The 26418-nt window shown below is 72.5% G+C and carries 19 protein-coding genes; 6 read left to right on the top strand and 13 right to left on the bottom strand.

The genetic code is table 11. From position 1 onward, the window contains the following. The first annotated feature begins 74 nt into the window (after positions 1-74). Together OG776_RS25360 and OG776_RS25365 are read left to right on the top strand one after the other, a co-directional pair. Positions 75-2927 carry a bifunctional glycosyltransferase/CDP-glycerol:glycerophosphate glycerophosphotransferase gene (locus OG776_RS25360; RefSeq protein WP_329326522.1) on the top strand — a complete coding sequence of 951 codons (2853 nt, stop codon included), beginning with the start codon at positions 75-77 and terminating at the stop codon, positions 2925-2927. Next, complete coding sequence (locus tag OG776_RS25365; protein ID WP_261994485.1) at positions 2924-4075, top strand: glycosyltransferase; 1152 nt, start codon at positions 2924-2926, stop codon at positions 4073-4075. The genes OG776_RS25360 and OG776_RS25365 overlap by 4 nt, the downstream gene beginning before the upstream one ends. 131 nt (positions 4076-4206) lie before the next feature. On the opposite strand, the gene OG776_RS25370 is transcribed toward OG776_RS25365, so the two are convergent. Together OG776_RS25370 and OG776_RS25375 are read right to left on the bottom strand one after the other, a co-directional pair. After that, positions 4207-5019, bottom strand: a complete 813-nt coding sequence (locus tag OG776_RS25370; RefSeq protein ID WP_329323761.1) for an ABC transporter ATP-binding protein — start codon at positions 5017-5019, stop codon at positions 4207-4209. 4 nt (positions 5020-5023) lie between these two features. After that, positions 5024-5938, bottom strand: coding sequence for an ABC transporter permease (locus OG776_RS25375; protein ID WP_148008679.1), 915 nt, complete (start codon positions 5936-5938; stop codon positions 5024-5026). A gap of 161 nt (positions 5939-6099) precedes the next feature. Between OG776_RS25375 and OG776_RS25380 the strand changes: the two genes are divergently transcribed. Next, complete coding sequence (locus OG776_RS25380) at positions 6100-6768, top strand: TetR/AcrR family transcriptional regulator (protein ID WP_148008678.1); 669 nt, start codon at positions 6100-6102, stop codon at positions 6766-6768. A 42-nt stretch (positions 6769-6810) separates the two neighbouring features. Here the strand turns inward: OG776_RS25380 and OG776_RS25385 are convergent, their stop codons facing one another. Both OG776_RS25385 and OG776_RS25390 read right to left on the bottom strand, forming a co-directional pair. After that, positions 6811-7746, bottom strand: a complete 936-nt coding sequence (locus tag OG776_RS25385) for an ADP-ribosylglycohydrolase family protein (protein WP_148008677.1) — start codon at positions 7744-7746, stop codon at positions 6811-6813. 34 nt (positions 7747-7780) lie between these two features. After that, entirely contained in the window at positions 7781-8395 is a 615-nt protein-coding gene (locus tag OG776_RS25390; RefSeq protein ID WP_148008676.1) for a TetR/AcrR family transcriptional regulator, read from the bottom strand. Between the two features lie 100 nt (positions 8396-8495). On the opposite strand from OG776_RS25390, the gene OG776_RS25395 reads away from it, so the two are divergent. Then, positions 8496-9449 carry an oxidoreductase gene (locus OG776_RS25395; RefSeq protein ID WP_148008675.1) on the top strand — a complete coding sequence of 318 codons (954 nt, stop codon included), beginning with the start codon at positions 8496-8498 and terminating at the stop codon, positions 9447-9449. A 145-nt stretch (positions 9450-9594) separates the two neighbouring features. Here the strand turns inward: OG776_RS25395 and OG776_RS25400 are convergent, their stop codons facing one another. Together OG776_RS25400 and OG776_RS25405 are read right to left on the bottom strand one after the other, a co-directional pair. Then, on the bottom strand, positions 9595-11190 hold the full coding sequence (locus OG776_RS25400) for a glycosyltransferase family 2 protein (RefSeq protein WP_329322570.1): 1596 nt from the start codon (positions 11188-11190) through the stop codon (positions 9595-9597). A gap of 55 nt (positions 11191-11245) precedes the next feature. Beyond that, on the bottom strand, positions 11246-12514 hold the full coding sequence (locus tag OG776_RS25405; RefSeq protein ID WP_329322571.1) for a glycosyltransferase 87 family protein: 1269 nt from the start codon (positions 12512-12514) through the stop codon (positions 11246-11248). A 106-nt stretch (positions 12515-12620) separates the two neighbouring features. On the opposite strand from OG776_RS25405, the gene OG776_RS25410 reads away from it, so the two are divergent. Next, complete coding sequence (locus tag OG776_RS25410) at positions 12621-14345, top strand: glycosyltransferase family 39 protein (protein ID WP_329322572.1); 1725 nt, start codon at positions 12621-12623, stop codon at positions 14343-14345. A 346-nt stretch (positions 14346-14691) separates the two neighbouring features. On the opposite strand, the gene OG776_RS25415 is transcribed toward OG776_RS25410, so the two are convergent. Continuing rightward, the gene (locus OG776_RS25415) at positions 14692-15201 is read right to left on the bottom strand and encodes a MarR family winged helix-turn-helix transcriptional regulator (protein WP_148008674.1); all 510 of its coding nucleotides are present in this window, start codon (positions 15199-15201) and stop codon (positions 14692-14694) included. Between the two features lie 124 nt (positions 15202-15325). Here OG776_RS25415 and OG776_RS25420 point away from each other — a divergent pair, with 124 nt between their 5' ends. Then, complete coding sequence (locus OG776_RS25420) at positions 15326-15739, top strand: organic hydroperoxide resistance protein (protein ID WP_148008673.1); 414 nt, start codon at positions 15326-15328, stop codon at positions 15737-15739. Between the two features lie 111 nt (positions 15740-15850). Here the strand turns inward: OG776_RS25420 and OG776_RS25425 are convergent, their stop codons facing one another. The 6 genes from OG776_RS25425 to OG776_RS25450 form a co-directional block, all read right to left on the bottom strand. After that, entirely contained in the window at positions 15851-17125 is a 1275-nt protein-coding gene (locus OG776_RS25425; RefSeq protein WP_329322573.1) for a hypothetical protein, read from the bottom strand. A gap of 62 nt (positions 17126-17187) precedes the next feature. Next, positions 17188-19410, bottom strand: a complete 2223-nt coding sequence (locus tag OG776_RS25430; protein WP_148008671.1) for a bifunctional glycosyltransferase/CDP-glycerol:glycerophosphate glycerophosphotransferase — start codon at positions 19408-19410, stop codon at positions 17188-17190. Position 19411: 1 nt separating this feature from the next. Next, positions 19412-21601, bottom strand: a complete 2190-nt coding sequence (locus OG776_RS25435; protein WP_329322574.1) for a bifunctional glycosyltransferase/CDP-glycerol:glycerophosphate glycerophosphotransferase — start codon at positions 21599-21601, stop codon at positions 19412-19414. Between the two features lie 144 nt (positions 21602-21745). Further along, the gene (locus OG776_RS25440; protein ID WP_148008669.1) at positions 21746-24013 is read right to left on the bottom strand and encodes a bifunctional glycosyltransferase/CDP-glycerol:glycerophosphate glycerophosphotransferase; all 2268 of its coding nucleotides are present in this window, start codon (positions 24011-24013) and stop codon (positions 21746-21748) included. 148 nt (positions 24014-24161) lie between these two features. Continuing rightward, positions 24162-25073, bottom strand: a complete 912-nt coding sequence (locus OG776_RS25445) for a carbohydrate ABC transporter permease (protein ID WP_329322575.1) — start codon at positions 25071-25073, stop codon at positions 24162-24164. After that, positions 25070-26350: a carbohydrate ABC transporter permease gene (locus tag OG776_RS25450; protein ID WP_148009415.1), complete on the bottom strand. Its 1281-nt coding sequence runs from the start codon at positions 26348-26350 to the stop codon at positions 25070-25072. Before OG776_RS25450 ends, OG776_RS25445 begins: the two co-directional genes overlap by 4 nt. Positions 26351-26418: the final 68 nt, after the last annotated feature.

A 26418-nucleotide genomic window follows, 5' to 3' on the forward strand; every position in this document is an offset into this window, starting at 1 on the left:
GGGTGAAAGTGGATCAGCGCTGCGCGCCCGACGCATCCGGGACCGGGCCCACCGGAACCGGAGCCGTACCCGCCGTGTCCGTCATCGTGATCGTCTACAACGACGAGCACAGGCTGCCCACGGCCGTGCGCTCCGTCCTCGACCAGACCCTGCGGAGCGTCGAGGTCGTCATCGTGGACGACCGGAGCACCGATGGCTCGTACCCGGCGGCACAACGGCTGGCCGCCGCGCACCCGGACCGGGTCCGCGTCTTCCGGCTGCCGGAGAACAGCGGCGGCTGCGGAGCCCCGCGCAACCACGGCATCCGGCAGGCCCGCGGTGACTACGTCCTCTTCCTCGACAGCGACGACGTCCTGGAGCGCAACGCCTGCCGCAACATGCTGGAGGCCGCCGAGAACACCGGCGCCGACCTCGTCTCCGGGCTGTGCGTGCGGGTGCACGTCGACTCGCGCAGCCGCAAGGAGGTCAAGTGGTACCCGTGGCTCTACGAGCGCACCCGCACCCTGGAGTCCGTCTCGGAACTGCCGGACCTGCTGGTCTTCGACACCCTGTCGACCAACAAGTGCTACCGCCGACGGTTCCTGCTGGAGAAGGGCCTGGAGTTCCCGGTCGGTATCCACTACGAGGACCTGCTCTTCTCCGCCCAGGCGTACGTCGCCGCCCGCAGGATCACCCTGATCCCCAACCGGGTCTACGACTGGCGGATCGTGGACGGGCCGCGGACGACGGGAACGAGGTCCATCAGCAACCGGCGTGACGAGATCGCCAACTTCGCGCACCGCATGGAGATCCACCGCCGCGTGGACCGGCTGCTCGCCCAGCACGACCTGCCCGAGCTGAAGTTCGCCAAGGACGTCAAGTGGCTCAAGCACGATCTGGTGCTGCACCTGCGGGACCTGCCCTCCCGTGACGACGCCTACCGGCGCGAGTTCGCCGAGATCGCCCGCGCCTACCTGGGGTCGATCGACCGGGCCGCCTTCGACGAGACCGAGCCGATCCAGGCGATCTGCGCCTACCTCCTGCACCGGAGCGACTGGGACAACCTGCTGCCCGCCGTGGACACGCTCATCAACCGCGACAAGATCTCCTCACCGCTCGTCGAGCGCGCCGGGCGGGTGTACTGGTGCGCCCGGCACATCGAGGACGACCCGTTCGGCCGCCACGTCCTGGACGTCACCGACCTCGGACACCACGCCAAGCCGGTCGAGCGGATGTTCCTGCGCAACGCGCTGACCCGGTACGAGGAGCACGCCGGCACCGTGCGGCTGGCCGGCCGGGTCACCAACCCGCTCGGGGTGATCCCGGCGGACGCGCGGCTCTCCGCCGAGCTGGAGTTCTACGCCCGCCGCGCGGGTGTGCGCTTCCAGACCTTCCGTTTCCCCGTGGCCGAGGTGCGGCACGAGGGCGAGGCCGTCGCCTGGGAGGCCACGTCCGCGCTCAGCAAGAGGCTGCGGCCCATCGGCGTCGTGGACGTGGTGTGGGACGTACGCCTCCACCTCGACGTGAACGGTGTGCGGACCACGACCCGGCTCACCGCCACCGGAACCGGACCGCCGGCCGGCGGACTGCCGGTGCGGCCCCGCCTGACCCGGCTGATCGCCGACCGCATGGAGCCGGAGATCTCGGCGCGCGGCCACCTCTCCTACCGGCTCGTGCCGGGCAAGAAGGCCGACGAGCTCGTGCGGCGCGGGATGCGCGGCAGGTTCGCGCGGCGTGCCAAGTCCGGCTACCGCAAGGCCAGGGCGCGGCGCCGGGACCTCGCCTCCGGACGCTCCAAACTCCGGCTCTACCACAAGGTGTTCAGCCGCCTTCCGCACCGGAAGGGGCTCGTGGTCTTCGAGAGCCACCTGGGCCGGCAGTACAGCGACAGCCCCAAGGCCATCTACGAGGAGATGCGCAGGCAGGGGCTGCGGTTCGAGGCCGTATGGGCGTACGCGGGCAGCCCCGAGGGGTTCCCGGCCGACGCCACCCTGGTGCGCCGCTGGTCGATCCCCTACCTCAAGGCCCTCGCGCAGGCCGAGTTCTGGGTCGACAACCAGAGCTACCCGCTGAAGCTGACCAAACGGCCGGGCACCACGTATCTGCAGACCTGGCACGGGTCCGCGCTGAAGCGGATGGGCTTCGACGAACCGGGGTGGAAGGTCAGATCGCGTGCCGCGCAGGCCGCGCAGCAGCGCACCCTCGACCGCTTCGACCGGTTCCTGATCCGTTCCGAACACGATGTACGCACTCTCGCGCGGGCGTTCAGACTCCCGGAGCGGACCCTGTTGCGGGTGGGATATCCGCGCAACGACGCGCTGGTCAGGGCCAGACGTCGCGCGGAGGCCTCCGGCGGCCGACGCGAACAGGTCTTGCTGGCAGCCGAACTGGGCATCCCGGCCGACAAGGAGGTGCTGCTCTACGCGCCGACCTTCCGGCAACGCGGCGGAAAGCGGAAGCGGTTCGAGCTGCCCTTCGACGTGGAGCGCTTCGCCGACGCCTTCGGTGACCGGTACGTCCTGCTCGTCCGCTCGCACTACCTCAACCACGTCGTGCTGCCGCCGTCCGTGCGCGGGCGCGTCATCGACGTCACGGACCACCACGACGTGACGCCGCTGCTGGTCCTCGCCGACGGCCTGATCACCGACTACTCGTCGGTGATGTTCGACTACTCCCTCCTCGACCGCCCGATGTTCTTCTTCACCTACGACTACGACGAGTACGTGCACGAGAACCGCGGTACCTACTTCGACCTGCTCGAACGGGCTCCCGGGCCGGTGGTCCGCACCGAGGACGAGCTCTACGCCGTGCTCGGGTCGCTGGAGGACCAGCGGGTGAGGTACGCGGCGCCGCGCGAGCGGTTCGCCGCCGACTTCAGCGAGTTCGACCGGGGGAACGCCGCGCAGAGCGTCGTGGACCAGTTCTTCGCCCACTGGAGGCGCACGTGACCGCGGACCCCCGACGGGACGTCTTCTTCGTCTCCAACAGCGTCGACGAGCTGGGCGGAGTGACCAGCTGGTCCCACCAGATGGCCCGCCTGTTCACCGAACGCGGCCACCGGGTGAAGGTCATCGGCATCACCGATCCCGAGGTTGCCCAGGAACTCGGCGAACTCCCCTACCCCACCTTCACGTTGTACGACGTCCATCCGCCGCGTGTCGGCCCCGCGCGCGGCATCAGGGGACGGCTCGACCTGGCCGAGCGCAGGCTGCGGGCCGAACGGGCGGCCGGGATGCGCGAGCAGGCCGCCAAGCTGAGCGTGCTGTTCCGGGCCGCGCGCCCCGGGGCCGTGGTGATCGTCACCCAGGTGTGGGCCATGGAGTGGGTGAAACTGGCGGACACCGCCGGTGTGACCGTCATCGGCATGAGCCACGAGTCCTTCGCCTACTCGCGGGTGACCTCGCGCTTCGGGCGGGTACGGCGGCACTACCGCAACGTGGACCGGATGCTGACGCTCACCCGTGAGGACGCCGACCTGTGGATCCGGCAGGGCCTCGACAACGCGTCCTTCATGCCGAACCCCCTCCCGTTCATGCCCGAGGTGCCCTCGCCGCGTACCGCGAACGTCGTCGTCAGCGTCGGCCGGCTGACCGACCAGAAGGGCATCGACATGCTCCTCGACACCTGGGCCGAGGTGGCGCCGCGCCACCCCGACTGGAGCCTGCGGATCTACGGCTCCGGGGAGGACGAGGAGATCCTCAGGAAGCAGTGCACGTCCCTCGGGCTCGACGCGTCGGTGGAGTGGATGGGGGCGACCACGGACGTGCCGGGCGCGCTGCGCGGCGCCTCCGTCTTCGTGCTGTCCTCACGCGGCGAGGGCTTCCCGCTCGCCGTCATGGAGGCCATGGCCACCGCCCTGCCGTGCGCCGCCTTCGACTGCGCGCCCGGCGTCCACGAGATCGTCCGTGACGGCGAGGACGGTCTGCTCGCCACCCGGGGCAACACCGGGGAGCTCGCCCGCCGCCTCGACACCCTGATGTCCGACAAGCGGCTGCGCGACCGTATGGGGGAGGCGGCCCGCGTCAACATCCAGCGCTACTCGACCGACGAGATCGTCCGCAGGTGGGAGGAGCTGTTCCTGTTTCTGGAGCGCTGAGGGCCGGGCGGCCGGGGCGCGGGCCGGGCACGGCCGCGGGGAGCCGCCCGCCGCCGGCCGCGTCCTCCCCGCGGCCGACGGTGTACGACTCCCCGCCGAATCCCGAATCTCGAATCCCTGATCCGGGCCGTCTACTTGCCCGTGAACTTCTCGTACTCCTTGAGGACCTCTTCGGTCGGGCCGTCCATCCGCAGCTCACCGCGTTCCAGCCACAGGACGCGGTCGCAGGTGTCGCGGATCGACTTGTTGTTGTGGCTGACCAGGAACACCGTGCCCGCGCTCTTGCGCAGCTCGCGGATGCGCTGCTCGGAGCGCTTCTGGAAGGAGCGGTCGCCGGTGGCCAGCGCCTCGTCGATCATCAGCACGTCGTGGTCCTTGGCCGCCGCGATGGAGAAGCGCAGCCGCGCCGCCATGCCGGAGGAGTAGGTCCGCATCGGCAGGGTGATGAAGTCGCCCTTCTCGTTGATGCCCGAGAAGTCGACGATCTCCTGGTAGCGCTCCTTGATCTGCTCGCGGGACATGCCCATCGCGAGCCCGCCCAGGTAGACGTTCCGCTCGCCTGTGAGGTCGCTCATCAGGGCGGCGTTCACGCCGAGCAGCGAGGGCTGGCCGTCGGTGTAGATCTTGCCGTTCTCCACCGGGAGGAGGCCGGCGACCGCCTTGAGCAGGGTCGACTTGCCGGAGCCGTTGGTCCCGATCAGGCCGATCGCCTCGCCGCGGTAGGCGGTGAAGGAGACGTTCTTGACGGCGTGCACCTTGCGCACGCCCGCGGCCTTCTCGGACTGCTTGCGGCGCAGCATGCGGTTGAGCGCGGCGGTCGCCGAGCCGCGCCCGGCGCCGGTGCCGTTGACCCGGTAGACGATGTCGACGCCGTCGGCGACGACGGTGGGGATGAGGGCCTCGGCGGGGGCCGCGTCCTGCGGGAGCCCGGATTCCTTCGTCAGGGTGTCAGCCACGTCCGTACGTCTCCTCGGCCTTCCAGAAGTAGATGAAGCCGCCGGCCCCGGCGACCACGGCCCAGCCGATCGCCACCGCCCACACGTGCGGGGGCAGCTGGTGGGCGTGGAAGCTGTCGATCAGCGCGTAGCGCATGAGGTCGATGTAGACGGCGGCCGGGTTGCTCTCCAGCGCGACCATCACCCACCGGGGCAGATCGTCCTTGCTGAGCACCTTGTCGATGCTCCACATGACGCCGGAGACGTACATCCAGGTACGCAGTACGAACGGCATGAGCTGCGCGATGTCCGGGGTCTTGGCGCCCATCCGCGCCATCACCATCGCGACACCCGCGTTGAACGTGAACTGCAGCACCAGGACGGGCACGGCGAGCAGCCACGACGCGCTCACCGGAACGCCGAAGCAGAGCAGGATGACGACCAGCGCGACCATCGAGAACAGCAGCTGCTGGAGCTGCTGGAGGGCGAAGGAGACCGGCAGCGCGGCCCGCGGGAAGTGCAGGGCGCGCACCAGGCCGAGGTTCCCGGAGATGGCCCGGGTCCCCGCCATGATCGAGCTCTGGGTGAAGGTCCAGATGAAGACGCCCGTGACCAGGAACGGGATGTAGTCCGGCACACCCTTCTTGGAGCCGAGCAGCACACCGAAGATGAAGTAGTAGACCGCCGCGTTCAGGAGCGGGTTCATCACCTGCCAGACCTGGCCGAGCTTCGCCTGGCTGTACTGGGCGGTGAGCTTGGCGGTGGCGAAGGCGGTGATGAAGTGGCGCCGCGCCCACAGCTGACGGACGTACTCGCGCAGGGTCGGCCGCGCGCCGCTGACGCTGAGGCCGTACCGGGCGGCGAGCGCCGCGGGATCGTCGGCCGGGGGGACCGGCGTCGGGGGCGGTGTGTGGAGGACCTGGCTCACATCCGCTGCTTTCGCTCAGGGGGTGGGATGCGCGGTCCCGTCCTTGACGTGTTCCCCACCAGGTCTTTGCCAGTGGCTTACGTCGGAACGGGACCGTATCGTCGCAACGGGAGCGTAGAGCTTTGGAGCGTCGGAACGCAACCGTTTCGTCGCTACGGCCTATGCTGGTCGGTATGACGACGAACGCCGACACCACGAGTGCCGCCGGGGGTGCGGAGAGTGCTGCCGGGAAGGCTCCGCGTCGTAGAGCTCCGGCCGGCGCGGCCGTGCTGCGGGAGGACGTGACCGAGGCGATCCGGGGCGCCGTCTTCGAGGAGCTCGCCGCCGTCGGTTTCGCCCGGATGTCCATCGAGGGCATCGCGCGCCGCGCGGGCGTCGGCAAGACGGCCGTGTACCGCCGCTGGCGTTCGAAGCTGCACCTCGTCCTGGACCTCGTCTCCGCCATAGCGGTGCAGGGGCTGCCCGCGCCCGACACGGGTTCCCTGGAGGGCGACCTGCGGCTGCTGTACGAGGTCACCTCGCGGGCGCTGCGCCACCCCGTCGCCGGTCAGATCATCCCGGACCTCCAGGCCGAGGCGGCGCGCAACCCCGACATCGCGGAGGCGCTGCAGAAGGCGCTGAGGGAGGGGCAGCAGGGAGTGGCGAGCGGGATCGTGGCGGCGGCTGCGGCGCGGGGCGAGCTGGACGAGGGGATCGACCTGGAACTCGCCCTCGACCTCATGTCGGGGCCGCTGTACTGGCGCACGGTCGTGGTCCGCGACCCCAAGCTGCCGAAGGGGTACCTGGCGATCCTGGCCCGGTCGACGGCGGCGGCGCTGCGGGCGCTGTAGCGGGGCTCGGCCCACCGCGCGGGGGCCGCGCCGCGGGCGGTGTCACTCGGTCAGCCGGTGGGCGAGCGCCGCCAGTTCGGGGGAACGAAGGACCCGTCCGCCGAATCCCGGCAGCGGCACGTGCAGCGGCTCGATCCACCGTCCCGGGATGCCGTCCGCTCCGTACACGGCCCCCGCGAGGCCGCCCGTGACCGCGGCGACGGTGTCCGTGTCCCCGCCGAGGTCGACGGCCGCGCGGACGGCACCCTCGTAGGAGTCCGTGCTCCGCAGGGCCCAGACCGCGGATCCCAGACACGGCCACACGGCGCCGTTGAACTCGGTGGCCCGGTCGGGATGCCAGTCCTCGGCGAGAACGGCGGCGTAGCGGTCCCGGTGGTCCGGGTGCACCGCCCGTACGGCGCGGGGTACGGCGGCGAGCGGGTCGGCGCCGTCCAGCGCGACCCGGACCAACTCGTGGAAGACCGCCGTGCCCTCCCAGGCCGCGCGGTCGCCGTGGGTGAGCGCGGCGATGCGCCGGGCCGCCTCCATGGTGGCCTCCCGTCCCTGACGCGCGAAGTGGACGGCGGAGGTCGCGGCGCGCATCAGCGAACCGTTCCCCGCCCCTCGCCGGCTCACCTGGAAGTGCACCGCGGCGGCGAGGTCCCAGGGGTCCCCGCTCTCCAGCACGGCCTCGGTCTGCAGCCCGATGTCCTTGGGTTCCGCGGCCGCCCACCGCCGGAACCTCCCGAAGACGTCCGGGAGTTCGAGGCCGCCCCGCTCCAGCAGCGATTCCCCGACCAGCACGGCCATCTGGGTGTCGTCGGTCGCCTCACCGGGCTCCCACCCTCCGCCGCCGCACATCTCCCCGCCGCACCCGGGCTCCGGGAAGCGGGCCGAGAACGCGCCCTCCGGGCCGAACTCGAAGGGCGCGCCGAGCGCGTCGCCCACGGCGGAGCCCAGGACGCAGCCCAGGGCGCGGAGTTCACGGGTTTCCGTCATCGCGGAAGCGTACGGCCGGGACCGGGGTGGCCGGTCAGCGTGGCGCGGGGCGGTCGGGCGCGCAGCCGCGGAGCGTGTGGGCGATGACGTCGTCGAGGTTGGCGTCGAGGGTGTCGGCGGGCAGGGTGCTGCTGACGGCGAGACTGGCGAAGCCGTGGAGGGTGCTGAACATCGGTATGGCGATGGCTTCGAGCGGGGCGTCACGGACCTCGCCGGTGCGCCGGCCCTCGGTGATGAGTTCGGTGGCGAGTGCGGACATGCCCTGGGAGGCCTTCAGGAGGGCGTCGGACGCCGCGGGGTCGTGCTTGGTGGAGAACATCAGGTCGAGGAGTTCCGCGTTGGCGGTGGCGAAGCCGACGTAGCTGCGGGCCAGGGCGCCGAGACGGTCGGCGAAGGACTCGCCGGCCGTCTCCTGCGAGGCGGCCAGGGTGCTGCTCAGGCGCTCGAAGCCGGTCAGGGCCAGCGCGTCCAGCAGGGCCTGCTTGTCCTTGAAGTGGCGGCTGGGCGCGGCATGGCTGACGCCCAGGTCGCGGGCGAGCTCGCGCAGGGAGAGCGCGGCCGGGCCCTTCTCCCGGAGGGTCTCCTCGGCGCGGGCGAGGAGCGCGGCGCGCAGGTCTCCGTGGTGGTAGGGGCGGGGGCGGGTCTGCATGGGCGGCAGTCTATCCGGTATGTGACCGGCGACTACATTGTTGGCAACGCCATCATTGTTGTCGTTGACATCATTGTTGTCGACGCCTACATTGGGCGCCATGGCTACCAAGGACTCGGCTGTCGAGCAGGGCAAGAAGAAGTGGGGCGCGGGCGACATCGGCGACCAGACCGGCCGCACCGCCGTCGTCACCGGCGCCAACAGCGGGCTCGGCATCGCCACGGTCGACGCCCTCGCGCGGGCGGGCGCCCATGTGGTCCTCGCCGTACGGGACCCGCGGCGCGGTGAGGCCGCCGCCCGTACCGTCCACGGCAGCGTCGAGGTGCGCCGGCTGGACCTGGCGGACCTCGCCTCCGTCCGCGAGTTCGCCGCGGCCTGGCGGGGCGACCTCGACCTCCTGATCAACAACGCGGGCGTCATGAACATCCCCGAGGCCAGCACCAAGGACGGCTTCGAGATGCAGTTCGGGACGAACCATCTGGGGCACTTCGCCCTGACCAACCTGCTGCTGCCGTACGTCACCGACCGCGTGGTCACGGTGTCCTCCGGCGCTCACCGGTTCCCCGCCGGCAACCACGTGCACTTCGACAACCTGAACCTCGCGGGCGAGTACACGCCCGTCGCCGCCTACGGCCAGTCCAAGCTGGCCAACCTGCTCTTCACCCTGGAACTGCAGAGCCGGCTCGCGGCGGAGGGATCGTCGGTCCGCGCGCTCGCCGCGCACCCCGGCTGGGCCGCCACCGGCCTCCAGGGCCACGACGCCAGCGCGGTGCGCCGCGCCCTGATGGCGGTGGGCAACCGGTTCATCGCCCAGGACAACAGGGCGGGGGCGCTGCCCACGCTGTACGCGGCCACACAGGACCTGCCCGGCGCCAGCTACGTCGGACCGGACGGGTTCGCCGAGATGCGCGGCGGCCCGACCCTCGTCGGCCGGTCGGCAGCGGCCAGCGACCCGGTCGCCGCGGTCCGGCTGTGGCAGGCCTCCGAGGAGCTGACCGGCGTCACCTTCCCGCGGTCCGCCGGGGCGCCGCGGGCGGTCATGGCGGGGAGCTGAGGACGGACCGGCCCCGCCCGGCGACCGCGGACGCCCGGGCCCGTCCGGTACCGGGGCGGGCCGGAGGGGGAAGGTGACGGGCCGGGGGAAGGTGACGGGCCGGGTCCGGGGGAAAGTGCACGGTGGTGGCTGCCGAGGGCGGGTTCTACGGGAGCAGGCGGCCGAGTCGACGGCGCGCCACCTCGGTCACTCCTCGCCAACCGGGCGCCAGCCGCAGGGCCAGCGACCCCGCGTGGGTGCGGTAGGGCTGCACCAGCAGCACTCCGTGCCGGGAGTCCAGGACCGCGTGGCGGCGCAGCAGCCCTGGGCCGCCCACCGCGTGGGCGCTGACGTCACGGTGCGTGCCGTCGCGGAAGTGGAGCCGCAGCCGCAGGTCCCAGGTGCCGTGGCCCAGTGCCGACAGGTTCACCGGCGTCTCGGCCGACCAGCCGCTCCGGTCGGGATCCGGCGCGAGGGCGACCCGCAGGCTCGGGGCCGTCCGCCCCTCCACCCGGTGCGAGAAGGTGACGTCCGCCGAGGCCGGTCCGGCCTGTGCGATCCGGCCGTACAGGTCGTGCAGCCGGAGGCGCAGCAGGGCCGCACGCGCGCGGGGCCGGAGTTCGGCGTCGACGGCGGCGGGCAGCACGCGCGCCGGGCGCAGCAGAAGGTGGTCGAGCGTCACCTGCGGGAGGTCGTGCGACCAGACGGGTGTGCCGTCGGCGGCCCGCGCGTACGGCGGGCGCAGCCGGGCCGGGCGGGCGGCGAGTTCCTTGAGCCGGGGGAGGTCGCGGGGGCCGGGGGCGGCCAGGACGACCCGGGCGATCAGACGGCCGGGCGCGGTCGGGTCGACGGTGAGGTCGGCCGCGTCGAACGACGTGAGGTGGGCACGGGTGAGCTCCCACCACGCACGCCGGTACGCCGGGGTGCGCAGCTCCAGCTCGCGGGCGTACAGGCGTAGTTCGTGGTCGAGGAACCGGGCCCGGGCGGCGCGCGCGAGGCGCTTCTCGCCGGCGTCGAGGAGGATCGCGTGGGCGGTGCGGCCGGCCTCCGTCCTGGCCCGCCAGTTGTCGATGTCGGCGCGGTCGAGCGAGATCGACAGCCGTGCGGCGCCGCGCCGTACGTGCCAGACGTAGACCGTGTCGGGGATCAGCGCGACGCGCGGCCCGGCGGCCAGCACCCGCGCGGTGAACACGAAGTCCTCGTAGGGGTGGCGGCCCTCGGGGAACCGGACGCGGTGCTCGCGCAGGAAGTCGGTGCGGTACAGCTTGTTGACGCACAGGGTGTCGTGGACCAGGCGCGGACGCCGGGACGGGTGCGGGAGCAGGGCCGGTTCGGCGTAGAGCGCGCGCTGCCACGGGGTCTCGCGGCCCGAGGGCAGCTCACGGCGCACGCACAGGCCGGCCGTGACCTCGGCGCGCCGCTCCAGCGCCGCGCCGAGCAGCGCGTCGACCGCTCCGGGCGGCAGCACGTCGTCGCTGTCCAGGAACATGACGTACGGGGCGGTCGCCGCGTCGACGCCGTCGTTGCGGGGGCTGCCGCAGCCCCCGCTGTTCTCCCCGCGGTGGACGACCCGCAGGCGCGGCTCGCCGGCGGCGAGGCGGTCGAGCAGGCGGGCGCTCCCGTCGGTGGACCGGTCGTCGACCGCCACCACCTCCCGGACGGCCGGGCCCTGGGCGAGTGCCGAGCGCACCGCGTCCGTCACATGGGCGGCGTCGTTGTACCCGATGACGACGACACAGACCTGCGCGTGCTGGGGCTTCATGGGCTCTCCGGCCGGGATCGTGGGAATGGCGGCAGTGCTTGGGCGGAGAGGTGTTTCAGTGCCCGGTCGGGGAGACGACGGGAGCCGGCCGTGGATCCCTGGCGGGTGCGGCGGGCCCCGGCCGCGGCGCGGCGGGCAGACCGGCACGCCACAGCCGGGTGAGGGACAGCGCGGCAGCCGTGACCAGCAGTCCGTTGCGTACGAGCATCAGCAGGCAGCCCGTCCAGGTGCTTCCGGTGACCTCCTCGTACAGGGCGGGGTAGACCACGGAGCTGACCGCGGTCGCCGCCAGGATCAGCGCGGCCACCGGGCGCTGGGTGGTGTGACGCGAGGTCAGGCAGACGGCGGACAGGCCGAGCAGCCACACCATGTACTGGGGGCTGATCACCCGGCTGGTCACCGTGAACAGCAGCACGGCGGCGAGCGCCGCGTCGTTCGGGGTGGCGAGCGTCCAGCGCCGCGCGCGCACCCGCCACAGCAGCAGGAGCCCGAAGCAGGCGAGCGTGAGGACGAGCGAGGCCGCCGCGACCGTGGAGACGTACGGGCCCACGAACTCCATCGCGCCGTACTGGTAGCGCACCCTGCCCTGCCAGCCCGCGTGGCGCGCGAAGCCGAGGAGCGTGCCACCGAGCGACTCGATCTGCACGCCCCGGCCGCCCTGCTGGCGCAGGAAGTCGAAGGGGTCGCTGAAGGCCGCCGTCAGGACGGCGAGCAGGACGGCCGCCGTGAGCGCCGCCGCCGTCCAGGCCTCCCGCGTCGTCCGGCCGCGCGGGGTGCCCAGCAGGGCGAGGGCCGGCCAGACCTTCACCAGGGCGCCGCACGCGGCGAGCACGCCGCCCGCGCGCGGGGAGCGCGGCAGGGCCAGCAGGGAGAGCACCGCGAACGCCGTGACCTGTACGTCGTAACGGGCGAGCGGCACGTGCAGCAGCAGCGGCAGGCCCAGCGTCCACAGGGTCGCGCCCCGCAGGCTGCGGCCCGGCCGGGAGCCCGCGCGCACGAGCGCCAGCGCGATCACGGCGTCCGCGAGGAGCGTGAGGGTGACGAAGGCCTGCGCGTACGTAAGGCCCGGCAGCAGCGCGGGCGTGAGCAGGACCGCGCCCGCGCCCGGCGGGTACTGCCAGAGCCGGTCGCCCACCGGACAGGCGCCGTGCGACAGGACGCCGTACCAGCGGAAGTACAGATGGCTCACCTCGCGCGAGACCCCGCCGCCGCCGAGCACGGCGAGGTCGTCGTGCTGGAGCAGCCACAGCATCAGGGCACGGGTGAGTACCCAGACCAGGGCGAGGGGGAGCAGGCGGTGTCGGGGGCTCAGGTAAACGCTCATCAATGCCGGATCGTAAGCTTCCTGAATGCCTCGGGAACGGCGATACGCCGTCAACCCTCCATAAAGGTTGGCTAATAGTACTAAATCGGTCTCAGTGAGGGTGTCGATGAAGCGGTCCGGAGCCGGCCGTCCGGTGGTCGTCGCGGAGGTGGTGGCGGTCCTGCTGCCCGTGCTGGTCATGCTCACGCTCGGGCTCTGGGGGCTCGACCGCGGCGGCATATGGCGCGACGAGGCGGCCACCTTCCAGGTCGCGCGGCGCTCGGTCCCGCAGATCTGGCATCTGCTGCACCACGTGGACGCGGTGCACGGCCTGTACTACCTCTTCATGCACGCCGTCCTCGCCCCCGATCCCGGAGAGGTCGCGCTCCGGCTGCCCTCGGTCTGCGGCGCCGCGGCCGCCGCGGGCCTCGTCGCCGCCCTCGGTGTCCGCCTGTGCCGCCCACGGGTGGGCCTGTGGGCCGGGCTGCTGTACGCCGTCACCCCGCTGGCCGGGCACTTCGCGCAGGAGGGCCGGTCGTACGCGCTGGTCGCGGCGGGCGCGGCGGGGGCGACGCTGCTCCTGGTCAGGGGCGCGCGGTCGGCGGGTACGGGGGTGTGGTGGGGGTACGGCGCGACGGTCGCGGTCACCTGTCTGCTGCACGAGTTCGCGGTGCTCCTGCTGCTCGCGCACGCCGCGACGCTGGCCGTGGCCCGGATGCCGCGCCGGGTCTGGTGGCGCTGGGGGTGCGCGGCCGGAGGGGCGGTGCTGGCGCTGTCCCCGCTGGTCCTGGTCTCGCACGGGCAGTCCGGGCAGGTCGCGTGGCTGACCGCGCCGGACTGGGAGAGCGTGGACCGGCTGCTGCGGGCGTTCGCCGGGCCGACCCAGGCGGTCTTCGTGCCCTTCCTGGTCCTCGCCGTCCTCGGGCTGCTGACGCCGGTGCCGCGCGGGGAGATCACCCTCGCGGCGGTCGCCGCGCCGCTGATGGTGCTTCCGCCGGCCGTACTGATCACGGTCTCCCGCTTCCGGCCGCTGTACGACGAGCGGTACGTCCTCTACGCCCTGGCGGGCGCGCCGCTGCTGGCCGCGGCGGGGGCGGACCGGCTGGCGCGGGCGGTGGCCCGGCGGTGGGACCGGTGGGCGGTGCCGCGGGCCGCCTGGAGGGCGCGGACGAGGGCGCGGGTGCCGGTGGCCGCCGTCGCCGGGGTCCTCGCGGTCGCGCTCGCGCTCACCGCCCAGTTGCCGCTGCTGCACCAGGACCGTACGCCCGACCGCCGCCCCGACAACCTCGCCGCCGTCTCCGCCGCCGTCGGACGCGAACTGCGCCCCGGTGACCCGGTGTTGTTCCTGCCCTCGCTCGCACGCCGGTCCGCGCTGGCGTATCCGGACGGCTACCGCGGGGCGCGGGACGTCGCGCTCCGGGCCTCGGCGACGGCCTCCGGGACGTTGTACGGCGAGGAGGAGGGTCCCGCCGAACTGCGTCGGCGGCTCGCCGGACTCGACCATGTGTGGGTGGTCGCCGCGCCGTTCGCGCTGCGGTCGGGCTGGCGCCCGCGCACTCCGACCGAGCGGGCCAAACTCGCCGTGATCGGCGAGGACTTCACCCTGCGCGAGCAACTCACGCGCCGGGGTGTCACCCTGCGCCTGTATGTGCGCCACCCGCGGGTGGCGGAACCGCGAGCGGGAGACCTGCCGGTGGACGACCAGCCGGTGGACGACCAGCCGGTGGACGACCCGGACCCGTGGATCGACGACCCGTATCCGCCGGTGGGCGATCCGTACCCGCCGGTGGGCGACCGGGCGGCGGAACACCTGCCCGCGGCCGTCCCTCGGACCGTCCGCGGCCCGGTCTGAGGGACGGCTCGTGACGAGGCCCGGTGGCGTGTCCCGTGACGGGTCCGGTGGTTCGTCCGGTGGCTGGTCCCGCAGCGCATCCCGCGCCGGGTCCCGCGTCGGGTCCGGCAGCGCGTCTCGCGTCGGGTCCGGCGTCGGGTCCCATGAGCGGTCCGGTGGCCGGCCCCACGGCGGGTTCCGTGGCTCGTCCCGCGTCGGGTCCGGTGGCGGGTCCCATGAGGGGTCCCGTGGCTCGTCCCACGGCGCGTCCCGTGGCGGGTCGGGTCCCCTGCGGGTCCCGTGGGCGTCCCACGGCGGGTCCCCGACGGGTCCCGTGGGCGTCCCGCGGCGCGCCCGTGACCGGTCCTCAGTGTCCGGCCGGGCCGGGGTCCGGTGCCTCCTCGCGGGCCGCCTGGTCCAGCGCGGCCGTCAACCGGTCAAGACGGGACTGCAGTTCGACGATCTCGTCGAGCTGGAAACCCGTCGCGGCGGCGATCCGGCGGGGCACCTGCAGGGCGCGTGCGCGCAGGGCCACTCCCTCGTCCGTGAGGTGGACGTGCACGGAGCGCTCGTCGAGGGCGCTGCGCTCACGCCGTACCAGGCCGGCCGTCTCCAGCCGTTTGAGGAGCGGCGACAGCGTCCCGGAGTCGAGCCGCAGGTGTTCGCCGACCTTCTTCACGGGCAGCTCCCCGTGCTCCCACAGCACCAGCATCACGAGGTACTGCGGATAGGTCAGCCCGAGGTCCTTGAGGATCACCCGGTAGACGCCGCCGAAGGCGCGCGACGCCGCGTTGAGGGAGAAGCAGATCTGCTGGTCGAGACGGAGGTAGTCCCCGTCGGACGGGGCCTGGGGCTGCGGGGTCGGCATGGCGGTCATACCCCCAGGATAGCGCTCGCCCATCATTAAGTTGTGTGCAATTAAGTTGTGTGCTCTAATTGACCTCGTGAGGCGGCCGGACCGGCCGCTCCGACAGGACATTCACCTGAGAGGGATGGTCTTCATGGACACGCTCTACACCGCTGTCGCCACCGCCACCCACGGCCGTGACGGTCGCGCCGTCAGCTCCGACGGCAAGCTCGACCTCCAGCTGGCCGTGCCGGTGGAGATGGGCGGCAGCGGTCAGGGCACCAACCCGGAGCAGCTGTTCGCCGCCGGCTACGCCGCCTGTTTCGCCAGCGCCCTCGGTCTCGTCGGCCGTGCGGCCAAGGTCGACGTCAGCGAGGCCTCGGTGACCGGTGAGGTCGGCATCGGCAAGCAGGGCGAGGGCTTCGGCCTCGCCGTCACGCTCCGCGTCGAGCTTCCCGACTCCGTGGACCAGGCCACCGGCCGCAAGCTGGTCGAGCAGGCCCACCAGGTCTGCCCCTACTCCAACGCGACCCGCGGCAACATCCCGGTCGAGCTCGTCGTCGAGTAGGACCGCACCGAGTCGTCCCGCCCCGTGCCCCGCGTCCGCGAGGGGTGCGGGGCACGGGTGTGTCCGGGCTTGGTCGTCCCGCGAGGTCCGCGGACGCCCGCCGGGCTCATCTCACGGGGTGACCCCGGCGTCGGTGCGCAGCGGACCCGGCACCGTTTCCAGGCCCCGCGCCCGGTGCCGTACGGCCGGTTCCAGCAGCAGCGGGAGTCCCACCACCGGCAGCACCCACACCAGCACGATCAGCCGGTCCCCGTAGATGGTGATGTCGGGATGCGCCGCCTGGTTGAGGACGCCGGTGAGCGCGCCCGCGACCAGTAGTACGGCGAACGCCGGACGCCGTCGCGCCACCCCCCAGGCCCCGGCCGCCAGGGCCGCGAGGACGAACGGCTCCCACAGCCCTCGGCGCAGCCACTCCACCCAGAAGTCGGCTTCGAGGTGCAGGAGTTCCGGCCACGGGCGGCCGCGGTCCGGCACGGTGAAGTGCCCCGTGAGCAGGTCCTGGGCACTCTCCGACTCGGACGGGTAGCGCAGCGCCCGCGCCGCGAGGACCGTGACCACGACCGCACCGGCCGCCACCGCGCCGATCGCCGCGAACGGCGGCGTGAGGCCGCGCAGCGGCCGGCGCAGACCGCCGCGCCGCACGGCCGTCACCGCGCACGCGCCCGCCAGGCACAGCCCGAGGAACAACGCCTGCGAGTGCTTCACCGCGAAGAGCGCCGCCAGCGAGCCCCCGACCAGCAGGGTCCCGGCCCGCCCCCGGCCCTCCAGAGCCAGCGCGCAGCCCCACAGCGCGGCCAGCGTCAGATCCAGCAGCAGGCCCTCGGTCATCGGGCGCATGGCGGTCGTGCCGCACGGCAGGACGTAGAAGAGCGCCTGTCCGGCCAGGGCCGCGACCGCGGGGGCTCGCAGGGTGCGCAGTACGAGGAAGGCGAGCACACCCCCGGCGGCGGTGACGAGGACGCTCGACGCCCACACCCCCCACGTCACCCCGAGCACCTTCACGAACGGCGCCAGCAGGGCCGGGTAGCCGGGCCGCGCCTCGAAGATCCGCATGAAGCGCGCCGACATGAACGGCACGGTGTGCCCCGAGGTCTGCCCGGCCCGCAGCCGCTGCGTCACCCCCTGCCACTGCTCGCGCCGGCACTCCTCGAAGACCCGCCGGGCGGGGCTCGGCGCGTGGAAGCGCAGCACGTCGACGCTCTGGGCACGGCGGGCGAGGGAGGCCTTGCCGGCACAGACGTAGTCGATGGTCAGCGAGGCCGCCTCGTGCTTGCCCGCACCGCCCAGGCTCAGCGCGTACGAGAGGTAGTTCTTGCTGTCGGGGCTGTCCCGGCCGGTGACGTTCGCGAGTTGCAGGACCGTGAAGACGACGGCCAGGAGGAGCACCCGGAACCGCGCCCGCCCGGCCCCCGGGCGAACGTCCCCCGGGAGAACGTCTCCCGGGGCGCTCACGACGAGGTGAGCACGTCGTGCCCGGCCTGCGCGGGCACCTGGACGGCGGCCGCCGGCCCGGTGACGTCCTCACCGAGCATCAGCGTCCGCACCACCCGCTCGGCGGCCCGCCCGTCGTCGAACGCGCAGAACCGCGCCCGGAATCCGGCCCGCAGCCGCGTCGACTCCGCGTCCTGCCACGCCCCGGACGCGAACAGCCGGGCCAGGTCCGGGTAGGAGCGGGTCACATGACCCGGCGCGTCGGCCGTGATGTCGAAGTACGTGCCCCGGCTCGCCGCGTACGCCCCCCAGTCGTCGGCGTGGACCACGATCGGCCGGTCCAGGTTCGCGTAGTCGAACAGCAGAGCCGAGTAGTCCGTGACCAGTACGTCGGCGGCGAGCATCAGCTCCTCGACGTGCGGTTCGTCCGTCGCGTCGACCACCACACCGCGCCGGTGCAGCTCGGACAGACCCGCCCCGCGCGCCGGGCCGTCCGCCAGCGAGGGATGCAGCCGTACGACGAGGGTGTGGCCCTCGCCCAGGTCCTCGGCGAACCGGGCGAGATCGAGACGGTCGAGGTGGCCGCCCCTGACGTAGTCGCGGCGCGTCGGCGCGTACAGCACCACCCGGTGGCCGGCCGGGATGCCGAGCCGCGCCCGGACCGGCAGCCCGTCCTCGGGCCGCGCCCGCACGAGAAGGTCGTTGCGGGGACTGCCGGTGCGCAGCGAGGTGAAGTGGCAGGGGTAGGCGCGGTCCCAGACCAGTTCGGAGTGACGGTTGGCGACCAGGCTGAAGTCCCAGCGGTCCGCGCGGCGCAGCATCTGCGGCACGTCGAAGCCGTGCCGGGCACCTGGCTTGCCCAGCAGGTCCGCTCCCATGTACTTCAGCGGTGTGCCCTGGTGGGTGTGGATGTGGACGCTGCCCTCGCGCTTGGTCAGCGTCCCCGGCCAGTTGACGTTGTTCACGAAGTACGTCGCCCGCGCGGTCACCCGGCGGTAGTCGAGCGAGTCCGGTGCGACGTGCTCGATCCCGGGCGGCAGCTGTCCCACCTGGTCCGGGCGTACCACCCACACGCCCCGGATGTGCGGGGCGAGTTCACGGGCCGCGCGGTAGACGGCGCCCGGGTCGCCGAGCACCCCGCGGTGCGAGAACGCCGAGTACACCGCCAACCCGGGGTCCAGCGGCCGGAGTCCGTGCGCCGCGGACCAGCCCCGCTTGGTCCGGGCGACCGCCGCCGAGCGGGCCTGCCGTCCGCGCCGGGCCAGTTCCCCGCCGGCGCGGGAGGCCCCCCGCCGGGCCCGGTAGAGCGGGTATCCGCCGGTCAGGACCCGTAGTTCGGGCGGCACGGGACCGCTGCGGTGCTCACGGAAGAGCGCGGCCGTCCGCGCGAAGAACTCGCCCTTGTCGGAGGCGGGCAGGCGGTCCGGTTTGGCGAGGATGTCGAGACAGTGCTCGCCCATCTTGCGGTGCAGGTAAGGGCGCCAGCGGGCCAGCTCCGGGCGGGAGTCCACGAACGCGAAGACCCGCTCGTACTGGTCGTGGATGTCGAAGTGCTTGCGGCTGGTGGTGGACAGGATGTTGCCCTGCCGCCGCTGCCGGTAGTTCAGACAGATCCGGTCGAGCGTGGCGATCCGGTCGGCGCTGAGCATGACCGGGAAGGTCCAGGGGGTGTCCTCGTAGTAGCCGGGCGGGAAGGTGAAGCCCTCCCGTGCGACGAACTCGCGGCGGTAGACCTTGTTCCACACCACCATCAGCAGTTCGAGGATCTCCGGGTGCTCGGCGGCGCGGAAGGTGCCGTCGCCCGCCTCGGCGAGCACATGGGCGAGGGCGTTGCGGCGGGTCCCGCCCCACCAGTAGGTGCGCGCGTAGTCGAACACGAGCACGTCCGGGCCGCCGTGGCCGGGGTCGGTGGTCTCGTCGAGACGGTCGGCGACGGCGCGCAGGGCGCCCGGCGTGAGCGTGTCGTCGCTGTCCAGGAAGAGGAGGAACTCCCCCTCGGCGTACGGCATTCCGGCGTTCCGGGCGCGGCCGAGCCCCACGTTCTGCGGCAGGTGCAGCACCCGCACACGCGGGTCGCGGGCCGCGTACTCGTCGAGGATCGCGCCGCAGCCGTCCGGGGAGCAGTCGTCGACGGCGATCACCTCCAGATCGGTGTAGGACTGCTCCAGGACCGAGTCGAGGCACTCGCGCAGAAAGCCCTGCACCTTGAAGACGGGGACGATGACGCTGAAGCGGGGCACGTCAGCTCCTTACGAGGGTGGACGCGGCGGGGGCCGGAAGCCGTTCGGCGAGCGGGATCACCGGAGGGATCGCCTCGGGCGGCTGGCCCAGCAGCACCCGGCGGACGACCCGTTCGGCGGCCTGACCGTCGTCGAACGCACAGAACCGCTCCCGGAAGGCGGTCCGCAGGGCACGCGCGGAGTCGTCCGCGTAGGAGCCGTCCCGGAACACCCGGGCGAGTTCCCCGGGGGTGGCGGCCACCTGCCCGGGCGGCGCCTGGAGCAGATCGAAGTAGACGCCCCGCGTCTCCCGGTACACCTCCCAGTCGTCCGCGTACACGACGATCGGACGGTCGAGGTTGGCGTAGTCGAACATGATCGAGGAGTAGTCCGTGATCAGCGCGTCGGCGGCCAGGCAGACGTCCTCCGAGGAGCGGTGCCGGGTCACGTCGATGATCCGCCCGCCGGCCGCGCGGCCGCCCCCGTCGTAGAAGTAGTGGGCGCGCAGCAGCACGACGAAGGAGTCGCCGATCTCCTCGCAGAACTCCTCCAGGTCCAGCCGGGACTCGAACCCCGTGCTGTAGTCCCGGTGCGTCGGTGCGTAGAGCAGGGCCGTCCTGCCCTCGGGCACGCCCAGTTCCGCGCGCACCCGTGCCACGTCCTCGGCGGTCGCCGTGCAGTAGACGTCGTTGCGTGGATAGCCGTACTCCAGGGCTTCGTACGTGCCAGGGAACGCCCGCTCCCACATCTCCGTGGAGTGCCGGTTGGAGGAGAGGTTGTAGTCCCAGCGGTCCACCCGGGTCAGCAGCTTGGTGAAGCTGCCGGTCGCCGCGGCCACCACCGGGTACGTCGACTGGTCGACGCCCATCTTCTTGAGCGGGGTGCCGTGCTGGGTCTGCAGGTGCACACTGCCGGGCCGCTTGACGACACCGTCCGCGAAATTGGCGTTGTTGATCAGGTACTTGGCGCGGGCCAGCACCTCCCACGAGCGGGCGCTGCCGAGCACCGCGTGGTCCACACCCGAGGGCAGACCGTCCACCGCGTCCGCCTCCACCAGGAACACCCCCTTGATGTGCGGGGCGAGTTCACGGGCCTTGGCGTGGATCGCGGCCGGGTTGCAGGCGTAGCCGCGCCCCCAGTAGGCGCAGTACACCGCGAGGTTCTCGTCCAGGGGGCGGCGCAGCTGCGCGGCGTACCGCGTACGGGTGCGCAGCAGCCGGGGACGCGACACCTTCGCCCAGACGCGCGGCAGCCGCCGGTTGACACCGCGCAGCGCCCGGAACGCGCTGTACGCCCCGGCCGCCAGCAGCCGGTGCTGCACCCCGATCCGGCCCGCCGGGGGCCGGAATCCGGCCGGGCGGTGGAGCCGGTAGAGCCCGCCCGCACGGCGGAAGAAGGCCCGGCGGCGGCTCAGCGGGAGCCGTCTGGGGTGGGCCGCCGACTTCAGCACCGCCGCGAACAGGTCGCCGAACAGCGCCTTCGACCGTTCCTCGGACAGTCCTTGCCCGGCCGCCCGCCGCAGTACCAGGTCGACCTGGTCGAGCAGGTGGAACTGGTGCTCGCCCGGCTCGTTCAGCCGGCTGCCCTGCCGGCGCAGCAGATGACGGACCAGGACCGGGCGCAGCACCGCCGTCCGCTCGGCGGCGACGTTCACCAGACCGCCCCAGCCCAGATCCGTGAAATGGCCCGGGGGGAAGACGAGCCGGTGCCCGCGCACGAACTCCCGCCGGTAGGCCGCGCTCCAGGCCGGCAGCAGCACACCGGTCAGCCGCGGTGCCCGGTCGGGCGCGAAGACCCCGTCGGGCGTCCTCGGGAGCGGAGGCGTGCTGGTCTCGACGTCCCACCAGTGGACCCGCTCGTGCGCGAAGTACACGACATCGGTCTCCTCGCGCAGCGCGCCGTCCAGGACCCCCAGCGCGCCCGGCACCAGGACGTCGTCCCCGTCCAGGAAGAGCAGATAGGCGCCGGCCGCCGCCTCGATCCCGGTGTTGCGTGCCCCGCTCAGCCCGTCCGACGGCGGTGAGTGCACCGGGACGACCCGGGAGTCCCGCGCGGCGTACCCGGCGACCAGCTCGCCCGCCGGGGAGTCCGGCGCGTCGCAGACCGTGATCAGCTCGAAGTCGCCGAAGGACTGGCCGAGCACCGAGTCCAGTGCGAGGGCCAGCCGTCCGGCGACTCCATGGGTGGGGACGATGATGCTGAAGCGGGGCATTCTGCTCTTTCTCTCACAGGGCGCTGAGGTCCAGGGGGGTGCTGAGGCGGGGGGGGGTCATCGCCCCGGCCGGCCGGCCGGACGCCAGGTGGCGGGCCGGGACGGCGTGGGCCGGGAGGGGCTGGAGGGCATGCCTGCTCCGGATCAGAGGGTCTCGGTGACGGGGACGGGGGAACCCGGTGCCGGCACCGTGGCGTGCGGCGGCACGGCGTCGGTCCTGGTGGCCGACGGGACCGGGCGGCGCTCCGCGAGCGGGACGGCCCGCGGCAGCCCGCCGGCCTCGCCCAGGACGACATGGCGTACCACCCGCTCGGCGGCGGACCCGTCCTCGTACGGGCAGAAACGCTCGCGGAACGCGGCGCGCAGCCGCGCCGAACGGGCGTCGCGCCAACGGCCGCTCGCGAAGACGTCGATCAGCTCGTCCTCGCTCGCCGCGACCTCGCCCGGCGGGAAGGCCCGCACGTCGAAGTAGGTGCCGCGGGAGGCCTCGTACGCCTCCCAGTCGTCCGCGTGGATCACGATCGGCCGGTCGAGGACCGCGTAGTCGAACATCAGGGACGAGTAGTCGGTCACCAGGGCGTCCGAGGCGAGGCAGAGGGACTCGACGCTCGGATGGTCGGAGACGTCGATGAGCCGGCTCCCGGGACCCTCGGTGAGAGGGCCGGCGAACGCGTGGTGGGCGCGGGCCAGCACGACGAAGCGCGGGCCGAGCCGGCGCAGCAGGCGCTCCAGGTCGAGGGTGAGGCACTGGGCGCGCCGGTAGTCGCGGAACGTCGGCGCGTACAGCACCGCGACGGTGCCCTCGGGGATGCCCAGGGACTCCCGCAGCCGCACCACGTCCGCCGAAGTCGCCTTCTGGAAGACGTCGTTGCGGGGCAGGCCGTACTCCAGGGTGGTGAAGGCAGCCGGGAAGACACGTTCCCAGACCAGGGTGGAGTGCCGGTTGCCGGACAGGCAGTAGTCCCACTTGTCCGCGCTGCGCAGCAGCTCGGCGAAGTCCGTGCCGCGGGCGGCGGCCGGCCGGTCCTGCAGATCGAGACCCATGCGCTTGAGCGGGGTGCCGTGCTGGGTCTGGATCAGGATCTGGCCGCGCCGTTTGACCAGCCTGCGGTCGAAGTTGACGTTGTTGACCAGGTACTTGGAGCGGGCCAGCGCCGTCCAGTACCCGGCCGAGCCGGGGCGCAGCCGCCGCGTCGACGGCGGGACGGTGTGGTGGTGCTCGGGATGCGCGATCCACGCCGTGCGGATGTGCGGCGCGAGATCGCGGAACGCGGACTCCAGGGCGCCGGGGTTGCAGCCGTGACCGCGCCCCCAGTAGCTGGAGAAGACGGCGCGGTCGGCGCGCAGCGGGAGCCGGAGCTGCACGCGGTAGTGGAACTGGAGGGCCGCGCCGCGGACCCGGCGCAGCAGCTCCTTGGTGCGGCACAGCGTCTTCTTGTGGACGCGCGAGGCCAGTGACAGCAGCCGGTACGTGCGGTGGTTGCCCAGCCGGACCAGCCCGTGCCGGACCCGGGTGCGGAGGGGGACCGGGGCCCCCGGCGCGCGATGGCGGCGGTAGTGGGCGCGGGCCGCGCGCAGGAACTCGGCGCGGGTGCCGCGCGGCAGCCGGCCCCGCTTGGTGAACACCGTCGAGAGGTGGTCGACCATGCGGCGGAACAGGACCGGGCGCCAGAGCTCCAGCTCCGGGTGCGCGTCGAGGTGCGCGAAGACCCGGTCGTACTGGGCGAAGATGTCGAAGTGCTTGCGGCTGCTGGTGCCGAGGATGTTGCCCTGGCGGCGCTGGCGGTAGTGCACGCAGACCCGGTCGAGGGTGGCGATCGTCCCGGCGGAGGTCAGCACCGGGTACGTCCACGGCGTGTCCTCGTAGTACCCGGGCGGGAAGCTGAAGCCCGCGCGCTCGACGAACTCCCGCCGGTACGCCTTGTTCCACACCACCATCAGGACCTTCAGCAGCCCCGGCCGCTCGTCTAGCCTGAAGGGTGCCGGACCCTGTTCGGTGAGGAGCGCCGCGAACTGGTTGCGGACCGCCTCGCCCGACCAGTAGGTGCGCGCGTAGTCGTAGACCAGGACGTCCGGTTCGCCGGTCGCCTTCAGCCGGTCGGCGATGGCGAGCAGCGCGTCCGGGGTGAGGGTGTCGTCGCCGTCCAGGAAGACCAGGTAGTCGCCGGTGGCCTCGGCGAGCCCCGCGTTGCGGGCGGGTCCCAGGCCCACGTTCCGCGGCAGGTGCAGGGGACGGACGCGGGTGTCACGGCCGGCGAACTCGTCGATGATCGCCCCGCAGGCGTCGGGCGAACAGTCGTCGACGGCGATCAGTTCGAGGTCGGGACAGGACTGCTCCAGCACGGATTCGAGGCATTCGTGCAGGTACGCCTGAACCTTGTACGCGGGGACGATGACACTGAACCTGGGCAACGGACATCCATGGGTCGGCGCGGGCATACTGCCCGGAAACGGCCGAAGGGGTGACTTGGTTACGCCAGATGTGGCATTCGGGGGACACCGGGTGAACGCCGAGGGGCGGACCGGTGCCCGGTCCGCCCCTCGGCGCGCCGCTTCGGCGCTACTTGACCGCGCCCGCCATCACGCCGGACACGAACTGCCTCTGGAACGCGAAGAACACGGCCAGCGGGATCACCATCGAGATGAACGCGCCGGGAGCCAGCACGTCGATGTTGTTGCCGAACTGGCGTACCTGGGTCTGCAGGGCGACCGTGATCGGCTGGCTGCCCGAGTCGGAGAACACCAGCGCGACCAGCATGTCGTTCCACACCCACAGGAACTGGAAGATGCCCAGCGAGGCGATCGCGGGACCGCCGAGCGGCATGACGACCCGTACGAACAGGCGCAGTTCGCCCGCGCCGTCCAGCCGGGCCGCCTCCAGCAGCTCCCGTGGGATCTCGGCGAAGAAGTTCCGCAGCAGGAACACCGCGAAGGGCAGGCCGAAGCCCACGTGGAAGAGGATCACCCCGAAGACCGTGCCGAAGATGCCGATCTTCCCGAAGAGTTCGGCGATCGGGATCAGCGCCACCTGCACGGGGACGACCAGCAGGCCGACCGTGCCGAGGAACCACCAGTCGCGGCCCGGGAACTCCATCCAGGCGAAGGCGTAGCCCGCGAGCGAGCCGATCACCACGACCAGGAGCGTCGCCGGGACCGTGATCAGCACCGTGTTCAGCAGCGAGTTGGTGATGTCGCCGTTCTCCAGGAGCTTCTGGTAGCTGTCCACGGTGAGTTGCGAGGGCTCGCTGAACACCTTCCACCAGCCGGACGCGCTCATGTCCTCCGGCCTGCGCAGCGAGGACAGCAGCAGCCCGATGGTCGGCACCAGCCAGAACAGGCCGACGAGCAGCAGGAAGACGCGAACGATCCCGCCGCTGACGCCGCTCGCGAGGCGGGAGCCGAGCGAAGTCCCGGCCCTGTCCGGGACGGTGACGGGTGTGGTCTCGGTGACCGTGCCGGCGTCCGTGGTCATCGCCGTACCTCCCGCCGCAGCCGTCGGATGTTGAACAGCATCACCGGGATCACGAGCAGCAGCAGGAACACCGCGATGGCGCTCGCGATGCCCGGCTGGTCCTCGGAGAAGCCCTTCCGGTAGAGCTCCAGGGCCAGCACGTTGGCGTCGTCCTGCGACGATCCCGGCGCGATGATGAAGACCAGGTCGAAGACCTTCAGGACGTTGATCATCAGGGTGACGGCGACGACCGCGAGGACCGGCGCGAGCAGCGGCACCGTGACCCTCCTGAAGACCTGCCACTCGTTGGCGCCGTCGACCCGGGCGGCCTCCAGCAGCTCCCGCGGCAGGCCGGCGAGTCCCGCCGCGATCAGCACCATCGCGAACCCGGCCCACATCCAGATGTACGAGCCGATGATCGCCGGGGTGACCAGGGACGGGCCGAGCCAGTCCAGGCCGTTGTACGGCTCCTTGAAGTTGCTCGCGGGCAGCCGCAGCCGGGCGCCGTCGGCCTGGGCCGGGAGCGTGAACGTGCCGTCGTCGCGCACCTTCGTGGAGGCGACCACCTTGCCGTCCTTGACGGCCTCGACCTTCATGCCCGAGTAGCCCAGCTCGCTCGGGTCGACCTGCCCGAGCCTGCCGACCCCCTTGCCGCGGGTGAAGTCCTGCCAGGCCGTGCCGGTGACCTTGCCCGGTTCGACGGCGGCCCGCACGGCCTTCTTCGCGCTGCCGGGCATCTGGTCGGGGGCGACGCCGACGAGCGGCAGGGCGACGGACCGGCCGGCCCGGACGGGCTGCCCGGTGACGAACCCGCCGTTCTCCGGCCGGAGCGGCGACTGCCGTCCCGGGTGGGCCTTGGGGAACGCGGACGACTCCGCGAAGGTGTCGTGCACCCCGACCCAGACCGCGTTCGCCACTCCCTTGTCCGGGTCCTGGTCGTACACCAGCCGGAAGATGATCCCCGCGGCGAGCATCGAGATCGCCATCGGCATGAAGACCACCAGTTTGAACGCCGTTCCCCAGCGCACCCGTTCGGTGAGCACCGCGAAGACGAGACCGAGCGCGGTGGCGATCGTGGGCGCGAACACGACCCAGATCACGTTGTTCTTGAGCGCCGTGCGGATGCCGTCGTCCGTGAACAGCGCCTTGTAGTTGTCGAATCCGGCGAATCCGTCACCGGACTGATCGAGGAAGCTGCGGACCAGTGAGTACCCGATCGGGTAGACCACGAGCGCGCCGAGCAGCACGAGGCAGGGCAGCAGGAACAGCACTGCCACGGCCCTGCGGGTGCCGGTCACGCTCTTGCGCCGTGTCGCCCCGGGAGGGGTCGGGTCGACCCCTCCCGTCGTTGCCGACGTCATCGCCG

Source organism: Streptomyces sp. NBC_01689 (assembly GCF_036250675.1).
GTDB lineage: Bacteria > Actinomycetota > Actinomycetes > Streptomycetales > Streptomycetaceae > Streptomyces.

Coding starts and splice junctions, on each gene's coding strand:
- OG776_RS25380 (WP_148008678.1), top strand. CDS start 6,100: ATGCTGGTCGGTATGACGACGAACGCCGACACCACGAGTGCCGCCGGG.
- OG776_RS25385 (WP_148008677.1), bottom strand. CDS start 7,746: ATGACGGAAACCCGTGAACTCCGCGCCCTGGGCTGCGTCCTGGGCTCC.
- OG776_RS25390 (WP_148008676.1), bottom strand. CDS start 8,395: ATGCAGACCCGCCCCCGCCCCTACCACCACGGAGACCTGCGCGCCGCG.
- OG776_RS25395 (WP_148008675.1), top strand. CDS start 8,496: ATGGCTACCAAGGACTCGGCTGTCGAGCAGGGCAAGAAGAAGTGGGGC.
- OG776_RS25400 (WP_329322570.1), bottom strand. CDS start 11,190: ATGAAGCCCCAGCACGCGCAGGTCTGTGTCGTCGTCATCGGGTACAAC.
- OG776_RS25405 (WP_329322571.1), bottom strand. CDS start 12,514: ATGAGCGTTTACCTGAGCCCCCGACACCGCCTGCTCCCCCTCGCCCTG.
- OG776_RS25410 (WP_329322572.1), top strand. CDS start 12,621: ATGAAGCGGTCCGGAGCCGGCCGTCCGGTGGTCGTCGCGGAGGTGGTG.
- OG776_RS25415 (WP_148008674.1), bottom strand. CDS start 15,201: ATGACCGCCATGCCGACCCCGCAGCCCCAGGCCCCGTCCGACGGGGAC.
- OG776_RS25420 (WP_148008673.1), top strand. CDS start 15,326: ATGGACACGCTCTACACCGCTGTCGCCACCGCCACCCACGGCCGTGAC.
- OG776_RS25435 (WP_329322574.1), bottom strand. CDS start 21,601: ATGCCCCGCTTCAGCATCATCGTCCCCACCCATGGAGTCGCCGGACGG.
- OG776_RS25445 (WP_329322575.1), bottom strand. CDS start 25,073: ATGACCACGGACGCCGGCACGGTCACCGAGACCACACCCGTCACCGTC.